This is a genomic window from Micromonospora sp. DT15, assembly GCF_049841475.1.
Lineage (GTDB): Bacteria > Actinomycetota > Actinomycetes > Mycobacteriales > Micromonosporaceae > Micromonospora.
Genome location: NZ_JBNCKJ010000005.1, coordinates 161,136 through 173,383 on the forward strand (window position 1 = coordinate 161,136; position 12,248 = coordinate 173,383).

Sequence of the window (12,248 nt, forward strand, 5' to 3'; positions counted from 1 at the left end):
ACTGCCTCTTGGCGCTTCCAGCGTGCCGGCCAGCACGGCCCCCCACGTCAAAGGGCGAGCCAGCGGTCAGCGCGGGTGGTAGACGACCGCTCTGACACCCGAGACCGTTCGGATCGAGGCGGCGATGCGGCCACGGTCATCGAGGCCGACGAACTCGCCGTACATGCTGATGCCGGCGAGGCTCAGGTCGTGCAGAACGCCGCGTCGCCACAGCGCCGGGCGGGAGATTCCGTCGCTGGCGGCGGAGGTGGCCAGGATCTCGCCGCGGTTGTTGATCGCCCGCAGCTCGGTGGTGTTGCCGCCGAGAGTGCCGACGTCCAGGGCTCGGCCGTGTCGCCAGAGGATGCCGCGCGGGAACTGGTCAGCAGAGAACTGCCAGCCGATCACCCAGCCGCGGTCGTTGAGGGCGTACGTGTTGCTGCGGTTGAAGGGGCCGGCGCCGAGGTCGGTGACCCGGCCGCTGTGCCATCGGACGGCGTGGAAGCCGTCCGGTGGCAGGTACACCCCACCTGAAACCTGGCCGTGTTCGTTGATGTCGGACACCTCGGTGAGAGGCAGGGACCGGGCACTGCCGTTCGTCCACAGGACGGGGCCTTCGTCGGTGCGGCCGACAACCTGGCCGCGGTTGTTGATCGCCAGGGGTAGGGCGGACGGACCCAGCGGCCGCACGACACCGTGGTCCCAGACGTACCCGCCGGAGCCGTCGGCGGGGTAGCCGACGACCTGGCCGCGGTCGTTGACGTCGGTCGGGGTGAAGGCACCGAGGTCGGTCATCCGGCCGTGGTGCCAGAGGAACCCGCGGTAGCTGCCGTCGGCGGCTTGGGCGCAGCCGACCACGTCGCCGCGGTTGTTCATGGCGCTTGCGAAGCTGTTGTCGCCGCCGAGGGTGCCGAGCTCCACCAGGCGGTAGCCGGGTGCCGGGGCGGGGGTGGCGGCGGACGCGGTTGGTGCCGCCGTCAAGGCGGCCGCGAGGAAAGCTGCGCCGAGGATGGATGGCATGGGACGGCTCCCTTCGGAGCGTTGCCGGGCGAACCCTGCGCACAGGCTAGGCGGATCCCGTCGCTCGGCCAGGGTGCCGTCACATGGCCGACTGCCCCGCCGTCCTGCCTACTAGCGGAACCGTTGTCCGGTGACGCACCGGCGGGCGGTTTCGCTCGCGAGTCGCTTGTCGACACCGTGGCGCTGTACTGGCTGACCGGTACCGGCGTCCGTCCGCCCAGTGGTACTGGGAGCAGGAGCGGTTTCAAGCAGCGGCCCAGGCGGCCGGTCAGACTCCGCCACCGGTCACGGTGCCGGTCGGCTTCACCACGTTCCCCGGCGAGATCTGGGCCGCTCCGCGGAACGGGGCCGAGGCTGCCTACCCCGGCATGCGTACGTCAATGAGGTTGACCGCGGCGGGCACTTCGCGTCCTGCGCTGCCATCCTCGGTGGCCGTGGGCCGGAACGTGACCGGCCTGCCCGCCGTAGCCGGTCTGCGCGCCGCGAGCGGGTGTCGCCGAGGGCGGTTCAGGGTGGCGGCGGCGCTGGTTGCATAGATGATTGCGGTTTGCCGCGTGAGGCGTCACAATCTGCTTCGGGAAAGTCACGCTTGATCGGGGCGTTCAGCCCGCAAGGCGAGTGTCGTACGACTGGCCGGCACAGCAGGTCGAGGTCCGGTAGGAGTGCTAAGCCGCATAGGAGTTGTTAGCGGGGCTTGTCGTTTCTTGAGGGGCGGCGATCGGTCGGACGGTAAGACGATCTGGCCAGACGTGGTGGGTGGACAGGCCGACCGGTTCGTAATTCCCCGTCCGCAGCCCGGGGCCGTCGTGGAACTTTCCCCCCTGCCACCGCTGTGGCACCATCGGGGAACGCAGTTTTCTGACACCCTTGGTGGTAGGAGTTTCCGATGTCTGGTCTAACGCGTGGCCGGCTGCTCGGTCTGATCGTGGCGATGGGTCTTGTCTTGTCCGCTGTCGGGGGCGTTGTCGTCAGCAGTGAGATGCAGACGACAGGGGTTGAGTGGGGTGCTCCGGTCAGCAGCAGTGGCGCGGGAGCCGTTGTCAACGAGCGTTGATGTCGGCGCGCTTCAGCGCCACCGATGAGGGGACACGAGCGTGCCGGGCAACAACGTCCCCCGCCGTTCAACGGAACGTGCCTGGCTGATCACCGGCCCCCTGGCTTCTCTCGCTATCCTCATCACCACATTCCTAGCCGTTACTGAAACCATAAAACCCCGCGACCTTCTGGTTGCGGGGTTGCTCGTGCTTGTGATGGTGGTGGCCGGCGTACCGACTCTGAGCTTCGTCGTCCGACGGCAGGCCGTCGTTGTCACCCTCACCGAGATCCCGTTGGTGCTGGGGCTGTACTGGCTCTCACCGGTGCTCGTGGTCCTGATCGCGACGATCGCCGCGGTGGTCACTCAGGCTCACCGTCGCTACCTGCCCCCCAAGTTCTGGTTCAACGTCGCCCGGGATGCCGCCGGCGTGTCGGTGGCGGGCGTGGTCGTGGTGGCGGCGCCGCCGCTCGACGGGGTTGGGCCCGCCACCTGGGGGGTCCTGTTTCTCGCGGTCAGCGCGAACACGCTGATCAGCTTGGCCTCGGTCGTCGGCGTGATCAGCCTGTTGCAGGGCTGGCAGGGGCTGCGGGGCACGACGGCGATGGCCGTGCAGGTCTTCCTCACCACCGCGCTGAACGTGGCGGTGGGGCTGCTCATCCTGATCGCGCTGGTGACGACACTGTGGTCGACGTTGCTCCTGGTGGCCATCACCGTCGCCGGCGTCATGCTCTACCGCGCGTACTCCCGGTTCCTTCGTCAGCATCGGACCCTCGGCGACATGTACGAGTTGACCCGGGCGATGACCAGCGCGGGCCACGAGGGGGCGCTCGCGGACGTGCTGCTCGATCGGATCCGCACCCTCATGCAGGCCGAGTACGCGACGCTCTGGCTTCCGGCGCAGCGCCGGCATCCGGAGGTGCTGCTGACCGCACGGCTGGACGACCGGGGGCTGCTCGACGTGGCGCCCACCCCGGTGGTGATTCGTGAGCGGGCTTTCGAGGCGGGCCACAACGTCACCCTCGGGCGACTGCTCGGAGGCGATGCGGAGTTGCGTCGCGCGATCGCCGGCCGTCAGGTGAAGGACGTCATCGTCGTGCCGCTGCGGTCGGGAAAGGTGGTGATCGGCACGTTGGAGGTGGTCAACCGCCTCAGCGACGTCGGCCACTTCACCAAGGCCGATGTGCCCGTGCTGGAAACGGTGGCGGCGCACGCGGCCGTCGCGTTGGAGAATTCGCGGCTGGTCGACCGGCTGCGGCACGACGCGTACCACGACACGTTGACCGGGTTGCCCAACCGGCGGCGCATCACCGGCGCTCTTGACGAATCGGTCAAGATCGGCGCGCCGGACGAGGTGGTGGCGCTGCTGCTCTTCGACGTCGACGGGCTGCGCCAGGTCAACGAGTCCCTGGGGCACGCGGCCGGGGACAAGGTCCTCACCGAGGTCGCCAATCGGTTGCGGGCCAGCGCGCCGTCGTCGGCTCTGGTTGGCCGTGCCGGTGGGGACGAGTTTCTGGTGACGTTGCGGTTGGAGAGCGCCGAGGCGGCGGTCGAGTTGGCCGCCCAACTGCGCGACCAGATCCGCGACGAGATGGTCTTCGACGCGCTCACCCTCGACGTGGACACCGCCGTCGGGGTGGCCGTACACCCGGATCATGGCAGCGACGCGGCGACCCTGCTGCTTCGGGTCGACCTCGCCGCCACCGCGGCCAAGTCGGTACCGGGCAGCGTGCAGCTGTTCAATCCCGCGCTGGAGTCCCGTTCGCTGCGCCGGTTGGGTCTGGCCGGCGATCTGCGCCGAGCACTGGACCAGAACGAGCTGGAGGTCTACTTCCAGCCCAAGGTGACTCTGCGGGACCGGCGCCTGGTGGGTGTGGAGTGTCTGGCGCGCTGGGAGCACCCGGCGCACGGCACTGTCGCGCCCGAGGACTTCGTGGCGGTGGCCGAGCACACCGGCCAGTTGAGCCGGCTCACCGAGGTGGTGCTCCGGGAGGGCCTTCGGCGCAGCCGGGACTGGGCGCTGGCCGACCAGCCGCTGCCCATCGCGGTCAACCTCTCGGCCCGTACGCTCATCGACCGACACTTCCCGGATCGGGTCCAGGAGTTGTTGACCGAGTACAAGGTGCCGGCGCAGCGCCTCACCCTGGAGATCACCGAGTCGGGGGTGCTGGACGGTACGGACCGGCCCATCCCCACCCTGCAACGGCTGCGGGATCTCGGCGTACGACTGTCGGTGGACGATTTCGGCACTGGTGATTCGTCTCTGGCGCACCTGCGCCGGCTGCCGGTGCACGAGGTGAAGGTGGACCGCTCCTTCGTGCAGGGCATGGCGACCGACCCGGGGGACCTGGCGATCGTCAACGCGGTCGTCACCCTCTCCCAGCAGTTCGGCCTGACGGTGGTGGCCGAGGGGGTGGAGAGCGAGCTGACCCTGGAGCTTCTCCAGGACATCGGCTGCGAGATCGGGCAGGGCTTCCTGTTCAGCCGGCCGCTGCCGTACGAGCGTTTGGCTGCATGGTTCGGTGCCCAGGTCGAGCCCGAGACGGTCGCCAACGGGGAGCTTCCGCGCCTGCGTGTCGTGCCCTGAGCAGGGCGCCGACGATCACCGGGGATCCGATTTCACCTGTCGAGCCGGGCCGTGTACTCTTACTCCTGCGCGCCCCACGGGGAGATCGCGCAGGCCCCCTTAGCTCAGTCGGCAGAGCGTCTCCATGGTAAGGAGAAGGTCTACGGTTCGATTCCGTAAGGGGGCTCGAGGGTTCAGCTGGACCCATCGCAGCGGTGTAGCTCAGATGGTAGAGCAAGCGGCTCATAATCGCTGTGTCGCCGGTTCAAGTCCGGCCACCGCTACTCTCGTCTTCCGGGCTCGTTGCCGGTGGTCGTAAGAATGGGCGCTTCCGGCGCCCACTTTGCATGTCCGCGCTGTCAGCGTCTAGGCTGGCGCGTCGTAGTTGTTTCCGTTAGCGAGGAAGGCACTCCGCCGTGGCGAAGGCTACCGATGTCCGGCCGAAGATCACTTTGGCGTGTGTGGAGTGCAAGGAGCGCAACTACATCACGCGCAAGAACCGGCGCAACGACCCCGACCGCATCGAGCTGAAGAAGTTCTGCCCGCGCGACGGTCGGCACACGGTCCACCGCGAGACCCGCTGACTGCTGGCCGGCCTCAGGGCCGGCCGTTGTCGAAGCTTTCCGATCGCCGATCTGACCGGTTTGGTGCGGCTCCGCCGCCGCCTACCGATCAGGTCGGCGATTGGGCTTTCCGTGTAGGTTCGCGGCATGCCTCTGGACCCTTCCTTCGTCGGCCGGACGTATCCGCCGACCGCCCCCTACCAGGTGGGCCGAGAAAAGATCCGCGAGTTCGCCAGCGCCATCGGTGCCACCGATCCGGCCCACCACGACCCGGAGGCCGCGCGGGCGCTGGGCCACCCCGACGTGGTGGCCCCGCCGACCTTTCCGGTGATCGTGACGATGGCCGCGAGCAGCCAGATCATCGAGGACCCGGCCCTGGGTGTCGACTACAGCCGCCTGGTGCACGGTGACCAGCGGTTCGCGTACACCCGGCCGGTGGTCGCCGGCGACGAGCTGGTCTGCACCAACACCATCGAGGACGTCAGCACCAGGGGTGGGCACGGCTTCCTGACCACGCGCACCGACGTGAGCACCACTGGCGGGGAACCCGTGGTGGCGGTCTGGGCCAGGTATGTCATTCGCGGGGAGGCGTGAGATGGAGTTGCCAGCACAGACGTTTCAGGTGACCCGCGCGGACCTGGTCCGCTACGCCGGTGCCTCGGGCGACTTCAACCCGATCCACTGGAGCGACCGGGTCGCCACCACTGTGGGTCTGCCCGGGGTGATCGCCCACGGCATGTTCACCATGGCCCTGGTCGGGCGGGCGGTCACCGAGTGGGCCGGGTCGCCGGACGCGGTGGTCGAGTACGGCGTGCGTTTCACCCGGCCCGTTGTGGTCCCCGACGATGACCAGGGGACCGAGATCGAGGTGACCGCGCGGGTCCGCGAGGTGACCGAGGACGGTCTCACGCGGCTCGAGGTGACCGCCACCTGCCTGGGTGAGAAGGTGCTGTCGCAGGCGCGGGCAACCATCCGGACGGCAGGCTAAACCGAGCCCGCCACGCGTGGCGGAGAGACCGGTTGGGAAAGTCGGGCGGCTACCCGTACACTGGTCCGCCGTGGGGCAAGTGACCCCTGCTCGGTCGTCTGTGGCCGCGTGGGGCGAGTGTTGCCACATAGGGGTGTAGCTCAATTGGCAGAGCAGCGGTCTCCAAAACCGCAGGCTGCAGGTTCAAGTCCTGTCACCCCTGCGCCTCAGGCCTGACCGTTCCCGTGGGCCGCGCCGCCACCTGGCGGCGTCCGGCCCGTGGTGGTGGCATCGGCGGGGTGGCTCCGAGGCAATCGGGGCCCTCCGGGTGATCCACCGGCCGCGGCCCGTCGCGGGACGGTTGGGTCCGGCCGGCGTGACCAGCGCCGCGTGCGCCACTCGGCGTACGACCCCAGATTCCGCGACGGAGGGCGAAGTGGCCGACAACAAGCGGCGCGACGACGACGGCGACGATCGTCTGGACGACGAGGTCGTCGACGACGTGGCCGACGACGACGCCTCCGGCGCGGACGAGCCGGTTTCCCGGGGAGGCACCGCCACGCGGTCCCGTGCCCGGGCGGAGTCGGCGGACAGCCGGCCGACCACGCGGTCGGAAACGGGTCGGGTGGGCGTCTTCGGCCGCATCGCCCGGTTCTTCCGCGAGGTCGTAGCTGAACTGCGTAAGGTCATCTGGCCGACCCGCAAGGAGTTGCTGACCTACACCGCCGTGGTGGTGGCGTTCGTCGCGGTGATGCTGACGATCGTGGGTGTGCTGGACTTCGGCTTCGCCAAGGTCGTGTTGTTTGTCTTTGGCAACTCGGACTGACCGGCTGCCTCCAGCCATAGTGACGGAAGTGAGCGAGCGTGCCTGAGTACGACGAGACCGCCGGACCGGTGGACGAGCAGTCCACGGTCGCGACGGCGGCTGGTGACGAGTCGGTCGAGGCCGCCAGCGAGCCGGAGTTCCCTACGACCGAGCCCGCACCGGACGAGGACTACGACCCCGTCGCGGAGCTGAGGCAGAAGCTTCGCTACGCGCCGGGTGACTGGTACGTGGTGCACTCGTACGCCGGCTACGAGAACAAGGTCAAGACCAACCTCGAGACCCGGATCACGAGCCTCGACATGGAGGACTTCATCTACCAGGTCGAGGTGCCGACCCGGGAAGAGGTCGAGGTCAAGAACGGTAAGCGTTCGCAGATCCAGGCCAAGGTCTTCCCGGGTTACATCCTGGTCCGGATGGAGCTGACCGCCGAGTCGTACTCCTGCGTCCGGAACACCCCGGGTGTGACCGGCTTCGTCGGCGCGACCGACCGGGCCGACCGGCCGGCTCCGCTCTCGCTCGACGAGGTGCTGAAGTGGCTGGCGCCGGCTGTCGAGACCGAGCAGAAGAAGGCGAAGCCGGAGATCAAGGTCCTCGACTTCGAGGTGGGCGACTCCGTCACCGTCACCGACGGCGCGTTCGCGTCGCTGCCGGCCACGATCAGCGAGATCAACGCCGACCAGCAGAAGCTCAAGGTGCTGGTGTCGATCTTCGGTCGTGAGACTCCGGTGGAGCTCAACTTCAACCAGGTCGCCAAGATCTGATTGGTCGTCGGCGGCGGGCCCAGCCCGCCGCCGACGTCGGCGTACGCGCTCTCGCTCGACCTCGGCGGACGAGTGGGCTGCGGCCTGCGCTACTCTTGAATGTCGCCGCTGTCGCACCGCGCTGACCGTGCGCGCCCGAGGGCGGCGACAGCCGCATTTTCCCAGCTCCAAGCCCCAGGAAGTGACATGCCTCCGAAGAAGAAGCTCGTCAAGACGTTCACGCTTCAGTTGCCGGCGGGCCAGGCCACGCCGGCGCCGCCGGTCGGCCCCGCGCTCGGCCAGCACGGCGTGAACATCATGGAGTTCTGCAAGTCCTACAACGCGCAGACCGAGTCTCAGCGGGGCGACATCGTCCCCGCCGAGATCAGCGTGTACGAGGACCGGTCCTTCACGTTCGTGCTGAAGACCCCGCCCGCCGCCCGGCTGCTGATCAAGGCCGCCGGTGTGCAGAAGGGCTCGGGTGTTCCGCAGTCCGAGAAGGTCGGCTCGGTCAGCCGCGCCCAGCTGCGTGAGATCGCCGAGAAGAAGATGGCCGATCTCAACGCCAACGACATCGCCCAGGCCGAGAAGATCATCGCCGGCACCGCCCGGTCGATGGGCATCACCGTCAACGACTGACGTCGGCCCCGACCTTCGTTCCGACCGTGGGAGGGCTCGCGCCGAGCGGCCCGCCAGAGACCACAGGAGTAATCAGCAATGCAGCGCAGCAAGAGCTACCGCAAGGCCGCCGACGTCATCGACCGGTCGAAGCTCTACACCCCCACCGAGGCCGTGAAGCTGGCCAAGGAGACCACCAACGTCAAGTTCGACGCCACGGTCGAGGTCGCCATGCGCCTCGGCGTCGACCCCCGCAAGGCGGACCAGATGGTCCGCGGCACGGTCAACCTGCCGCACGGCACCGGTAAGACCGCCCGCGTGATCGTGTTCGCCAGCGGCGCGAAGGCCGAAGAGGCCGCCGCCGCGGGTGCGGACGAGGTGGGCACCGATGAGCTGGTCGCCCGCATCCAGGGTGGTTGGCTCGACTTCGACGCGGCGATCGCCACGCCGGACCAGATGGCCAAGATCGGCCGGATCGCGCGGATCCTGGGCCCGCGCGGTCTCATGCCGAACCCGAAGACCGGCACGGTGACCATGGACGTCACCAAGGCGGTGCAGGACATCAAGGGCGGCAAGATCACCTTCCGGGTGGACAAGCACTCCAACCTGCACCTGATCATCGGCAAGGCCTCCTTCACGGAGACCCAGCTTGTGGACAACTACGCTGCGGTGCTCGACGAGGTGCTGCGTGCCAAGCCGTCCGCGGCCAAGGGCAAGTACCTCCGCAAGGTCATCCTGACCACCACGATGGGCCCGGGTGTCCCGGTCGACCCGAACCTGGTGAAGAACCTTCGGGAGGACCAGGCCGACGCCTGAGTCGACAGTTCGCTCCGCCGGGGCGCCGCCACGACCGTGGCGGCGCCCCGGCGCGTTCGAGGTGTGGCAGGCTCGACGCCATGCGGCTGGAGAACGTCTGGTTGCGGTACCACCGGCGAGGGCCGTGGGTGCTGCAAGGCATCGACGTGCGGATCGGTCCCGGCGAGGTGGCGATCGTGCTGGGTCGCAACGGGGTGGGCAAGTCGACACTGCTCCAGGTGGCCGCGGGGGTCCTCCGCCCCGGCCGTGGCCAGGTCACCGGCCGGCCGGCACGAGTGGGCTGGGTGCCGGAGCGTTTCCCAGCGGACCAACCGTTCACGGTGACCCGCTATCTGACCGGGATGGCCCGGGTGGCGGGGCTGGGCAGGGCCGCGGCCGACGACGCGGTGACCTCCTGGACGGACCGGCTCGGGCTGTCCGCCTTCCGCTCGGTCCGGTTGCCGGAGCTGTCCAAGGGCACCGCGCAGAAGGTCGGCCTCGCCCAGGCGCTGCTGCGCCCACCGGGCCTGCTGGTGCTCGACGAGCCGTGGGAGGGGCTGGACGCCGCCACCCGTGAGTTGGTGCCCGAGCTGATCGCCGAGGTGCTCGCCGCCGACGGATCCGTCCTGGTCAGTGACCATCGCGGCGAGACGGTCCGGCTCCCGGCCGCGCGCCGCTGGCTGGTGGCCGACGGCTCGCTGTCCGAGGAGACGTCGTCGACGGACGAGACGATCGCCGTGGTCGAGGTCGCGGTGCCGGCCGCGCGGGTCGCCGGCACCGTCGCCCGGTTGCGCGCCGAGGGCCATCAGGTGCTGCGGGTACGCTCCGACGCCTCCACCGCCGCGTCCCAGGCCCTACCCGTCGAGCCGCTCCGGTCGGCCGGTGCCGCCCGACCCGCCGAGCCGTCGCTCGGGATGGCCGGGGAGTTGACAGCGGGCCGGCCGGACACCGCCGACGCGGCTGTCGAGTCGGCAGCGGGGGAGACCCGGTGAGCGCCCTGGTCCGGATGCGGTTGGCCGGTTTCCTGCGAACCGGCCGGGCGTTGGCGCCGTTGCTTGCCGGCCTGATCACGCTCGGCACCCTCTACGGCGGTGGCCGCGCCCAGCCGGCGGAGGCGTACGGGGTTTCCGCGGTGGTGCTCTTTCCGGTGCTTGCCTGGCAGACCAAGATCCTTTTGGATGTCGAGCCGGACGTGCAGCGTCGGCTGGCGCAGGTGACTGTCGGGGTGGCCCGGGAGCGGTTGTCCGGGCTGCTCGCCGCGGCGGTGGCGGCGCTGGTGACGGTGGCCGTCGCGCTGCTCTTTCCGTGGCTGGTCGGCGGGGTGTCCGGCCCGGTCGACCCGGGGGACCGGTCGATTCCGGTCGGGCTCGCGCTGGGATTGTGGGCGCACGTGCTGGTCGTACCCGCTGCGGTTGCTCTTGGGGCACTGGCCAGCAGGGCGTCGGTGGGCGGCGCGGGGTACGGCGTCGCGGTGTTGGCCCTCGGCGGGGTCGGCGCCGTGGTGTTCGGCCTTAGCGGCTCGGTGGCGCCCTGGCTGGCACCGCCGATCATGGCCGCCGCTCGCACCACCGGCGGCGAGGCCGCCGCGCTGACAGTGCTGGGGTTGAGCGGGTGGGCGCTGGCCTGGAGCGCCGCAGTGGTCGGCGGCTACCTCTGGCGTCGGCGGGCCCAGGGCTGACAGGGTCGGTGACCCAGCTCACCAGGGGCGATTTGGCGCTGGTGAGCTGGGCGCGTACTGTTCACACAGTCATCCGTGTTCTCATGGATGAGGAACCACCCAGAGACCGCTGGTCATCGTGCTTCGGCACGGTCGAAGGTCCCGCGACAACGGGCGACCCGCGTAGGGCGGCAAGCGTAACTCGGCAGTGAGCATGGTCCGCCGACCATGACGATCCGCCGGCCCTCGCCCCGTGCGCCCTGCGCCGGGGCTTTTTCGTTGTCGCGCTGCCTCCGCCCCCGTTCCGGCTTCGGCCGAGACGGGGACCAGCCTCGAGTAACGAGAGAGGAGGGACATGGCGGACAAGCCGATCCGGGCCGACAAGGCCACGGCCGTCGCTGAGCTGACCGAGAGCTTCCGCAGCTCGGGCGCCACCGTGCTGACCGAGTACCGCGGTCTGACGGTTTCCCAGCTCACCCAGCTTCGGCGCTCGCTCGGCGCCGACACCAGCTACACGGTCGCGAAGAACACGCTGGCCAAGCGTGCTGCGACGGACGCGGGCATCACCGGCCTCGACGAGCTGTTCACCGGTCCTACCGCGCTGACTTTCGTTTCGGGCGACGTCGTCGAGGCGGCGAAGGGGCTTCGCGACTTCGCGAAGGCCAACCCGAAGCTCGTCATCAAGGGCGGTGTCTTCGAGGGCAAGGCCATCACCGCGGCCGAGGTCACGAAGCTTGCCGACCTGGAGTCCCGCGAGGTGCTGCTGGCCAAGCTGGCCGGCGCGATGAAGGGCAACCTGAGCAAGGCCGCGGCCCTGTTCCAGGCCCCGCTGTCGAAGACCGCCCGTCTGGCGGCTGCACTGCAGGACAAGCGCGAGAAGGAGGGCGCCGAGGCGGCCTGAGGCCCCCACGGCGCACCAGTTCTTTACTTAACAGAATCAGGAAAGGACGCCAGATATGGCGAAGCTCAGCACCGACGAGCTGCTCGACGCGTTCAAGGAGATGACGCTGATCGAGCTCTCTGAGTTCGTGAAGCAGTTCGAGACGACCTTCGAGGTCACCGCTGCCGCCCCGGTCGCGATCGCGGGCCCGGGTGGCGGTGGCGGCGGCGCTGCTGCCGAGGCCGAGCCGGAGCAGGACGAGTTCGACGTCATCCTCGAGGCTGACGGCGGCAAGAAGATCCAGGTCATCAAGGTCGTGCGTGAGCTGACCGGCCTGGGCCTCAAGGAGGCCAAGGACGCGGTCGAGTCCGCCCCGAAGGCCATCCTGGAGAAGGTCAACAAGGAGACCGCCGACAAGGCGAAGGCCAAGCTCGAGGGTGAGGGCGCCAAGGTCACCCTCAAGTGACCTGACGCTCCACCAACGCGTACCCGGCTCGTGAGCTGGGACACCATCGCGTCGCGGCGGGGGGGGGGGGGGAACGCGAAGCACCCCCCCCCCGAGGTTGGGGGGCGGGGGGGCCGCGGCCGGCGGGGGGGCGCGGGG

Annotated in this window: 13 protein-coding genes and 3 tRNA genes; 15 read left to right on the forward strand and 1 reads right to left on the reverse strand. The window is 69.4% G+C overall.

What is annotated here, in order from left to right; genetic code table 11:
- Positions 1-66 precede the first annotated feature (66 nt).
- Positions 67-999: a hypothetical protein gene (locus tag ACLQ3F_RS13190; RefSeq protein WP_425848926.1), complete on the reverse strand. Its 933-nt coding sequence runs from the start codon at positions 997-999 to the stop codon at positions 67-69.
- A 1,094-nt stretch (positions 1,000-2,093) separates the two neighbouring features.
- Here ACLQ3F_RS13190 and ACLQ3F_RS13195 point away from each other — a divergent pair.
- The 15 genes from ACLQ3F_RS13195 to rplL all read left to right on the forward strand — a co-directional run bounded on the left by ACLQ3F_RS13195 (position 2,094) and on the right by rplL (position 12,110).
- Positions 2,094-4,619, forward strand: a complete 2,526-nt coding sequence (locus tag ACLQ3F_RS13195; protein ID WP_425848929.1) for a putative bifunctional diguanylate cyclase/phosphodiesterase — start codon at positions 2,094-2,096, stop codon at positions 4,617-4,619.
- A gap of 93 nt (positions 4,620-4,712) precedes the next feature.
- Positions 4,713-4,785, forward strand: a tRNA-Thr gene (locus tag ACLQ3F_RS13200).
- A gap of 24 nt (positions 4,786-4,809) precedes the next feature.
- Positions 4,810-4,882: transfer RNA gene (locus tag ACLQ3F_RS13205), tRNA-Met, on the forward strand.
- 132 nt (positions 4,883-5,014) lie between these two features.
- Complete coding sequence (gene rpmG, locus ACLQ3F_RS13210; protein WP_007073056.1) at positions 5,015-5,182, forward strand: 50S ribosomal protein L33; 168 nt, start codon at positions 5,015-5,017, stop codon at positions 5,180-5,182.
- Between the two features lie 126 nt (positions 5,183-5,308).
- Positions 5,309-5,755: an FAS1-like dehydratase domain-containing protein gene (locus ACLQ3F_RS13215; protein ID WP_425848931.1), complete on the forward strand. Its 447-nt coding sequence runs from the start codon at positions 5,309-5,311 to the stop codon at positions 5,753-5,755.
- Position 5,756: 1 nt separating this feature from the next.
- A complete protein-coding gene (locus ACLQ3F_RS13220) occupies positions 5,757-6,149 on the forward strand; it encodes a MaoC family dehydratase (RefSeq protein WP_357200927.1) in 393 nt (130 codons plus the stop codon).
- Positions 6,150-6,278: 129 nt separating this feature from the next.
- Positions 6,279-6,351: transfer RNA gene (locus ACLQ3F_RS13225), tRNA-Trp, on the forward strand.
- Between the two features lie 213 nt (positions 6,352-6,564).
- Complete coding sequence (gene secE, locus ACLQ3F_RS13230) at positions 6,565-6,954, forward strand: preprotein translocase subunit SecE (protein ID WP_091403530.1); 390 nt, start codon at positions 6,565-6,567, stop codon at positions 6,952-6,954.
- Between the two features lie 38 nt (positions 6,955-6,992).
- Positions 6,993-7,715 carry a transcription termination/antitermination protein NusG gene (gene nusG / locus ACLQ3F_RS13235; RefSeq protein WP_112584800.1) on the forward strand — a complete coding sequence of 241 codons (723 nt, stop codon included), beginning with the start codon at positions 6,993-6,995 and terminating at the stop codon, positions 7,713-7,715.
- Between the two features lie 186 nt (positions 7,716-7,901).
- Positions 7,902-8,333 carry a 50S ribosomal protein L11 gene (gene rplK, locus ACLQ3F_RS13240; protein ID WP_124820953.1) on the forward strand — a complete coding sequence of 144 codons (432 nt, stop codon included), beginning with the start codon at positions 7,902-7,904 and terminating at the stop codon, positions 8,331-8,333.
- Positions 8,334-8,411: 78 nt separating this feature from the next.
- Positions 8,412-9,128: a 50S ribosomal protein L1 gene (gene rplA / locus ACLQ3F_RS13245; protein WP_091402424.1), complete on the forward strand. Its 717-nt coding sequence runs from the start codon at positions 8,412-8,414 to the stop codon at positions 9,126-9,128.
- A gap of 80 nt (positions 9,129-9,208) precedes the next feature.
- Positions 9,209-10,099: an ATP-binding cassette domain-containing protein gene (locus ACLQ3F_RS13250; RefSeq protein WP_425848935.1), complete on the forward strand. Its 891-nt coding sequence runs from the start codon at positions 9,209-9,211 to the stop codon at positions 10,097-10,099.
- The gene (locus tag ACLQ3F_RS13255; protein WP_425848938.1) at positions 10,096-10,785 is read left to right on the forward strand and encodes a hypothetical protein; all 690 of its coding nucleotides are present in this window, start codon (positions 10,096-10,098) and stop codon (positions 10,783-10,785) included. The genes ACLQ3F_RS13250 and ACLQ3F_RS13255 overlap by 4 nt, the downstream gene beginning before the upstream one ends.
- A gap of 334 nt (positions 10,786-11,119) precedes the next feature.
- Positions 11,120-11,665, forward strand: a complete 546-nt coding sequence (gene rplJ, locus ACLQ3F_RS13260) for a 50S ribosomal protein L10 (protein ID WP_112584808.1) — start codon at positions 11,120-11,122, stop codon at positions 11,663-11,665.
- A gap of 55 nt (positions 11,666-11,720) precedes the next feature.
- Positions 11,721-12,110 (forward strand): 50S ribosomal protein L7/L12, encoded by a 390-nt coding sequence (rplL, locus tag ACLQ3F_RS13265; protein ID WP_357208428.1) that lies wholly within the window; start codon positions 11,721-11,723, stop codon positions 12,108-12,110.
- The last annotated feature ends 138 nt before the right edge of the window (positions 12,111-12,248 follow it).

Coding starts and splice junctions, on each gene's coding strand:
- rplA (WP_091402424.1), top strand. CDS start 8,412: ATGCAGCGCAGCAAGAGCTACCGCAAGGCCGCCGACGTCATCGACCGG.
- rplJ (WP_112584808.1), top strand. CDS start 11,120: ATGGCGGACAAGCCGATCCGGGCCGACAAGGCCACGGCCGTCGCTGAG.
- ACLQ3F_RS13250 (WP_425848935.1), top strand. CDS start 9,209: ATGCGGCTGGAGAACGTCTGGTTGCGGTACCACCGGCGAGGGCCGTGG.
- ACLQ3F_RS13215 (WP_425848931.1), top strand. CDS start 5,309: ATGCCTCTGGACCCTTCCTTCGTCGGCCGGACGTATCCGCCGACCGCC.
- ACLQ3F_RS13220 (WP_357200927.1), top strand. CDS start 5,757: ATGGAGTTGCCAGCACAGACGTTTCAGGTGACCCGCGCGGACCTGGTC.
- ACLQ3F_RS13190 (WP_425848926.1), bottom strand. CDS start 999: ATGCCATCCATCCTCGGCGCAGCTTTCCTCGCGGCCGCCTTGACGGCG.
- rplK (WP_124820953.1), top strand. CDS start 7,902: ATGCCTCCGAAGAAGAAGCTCGTCAAGACGTTCACGCTTCAGTTGCCG.
- rplL (WP_357208428.1), top strand. CDS start 11,721: ATGGCGAAGCTCAGCACCGACGAGCTGCTCGACGCGTTCAAGGAGATG.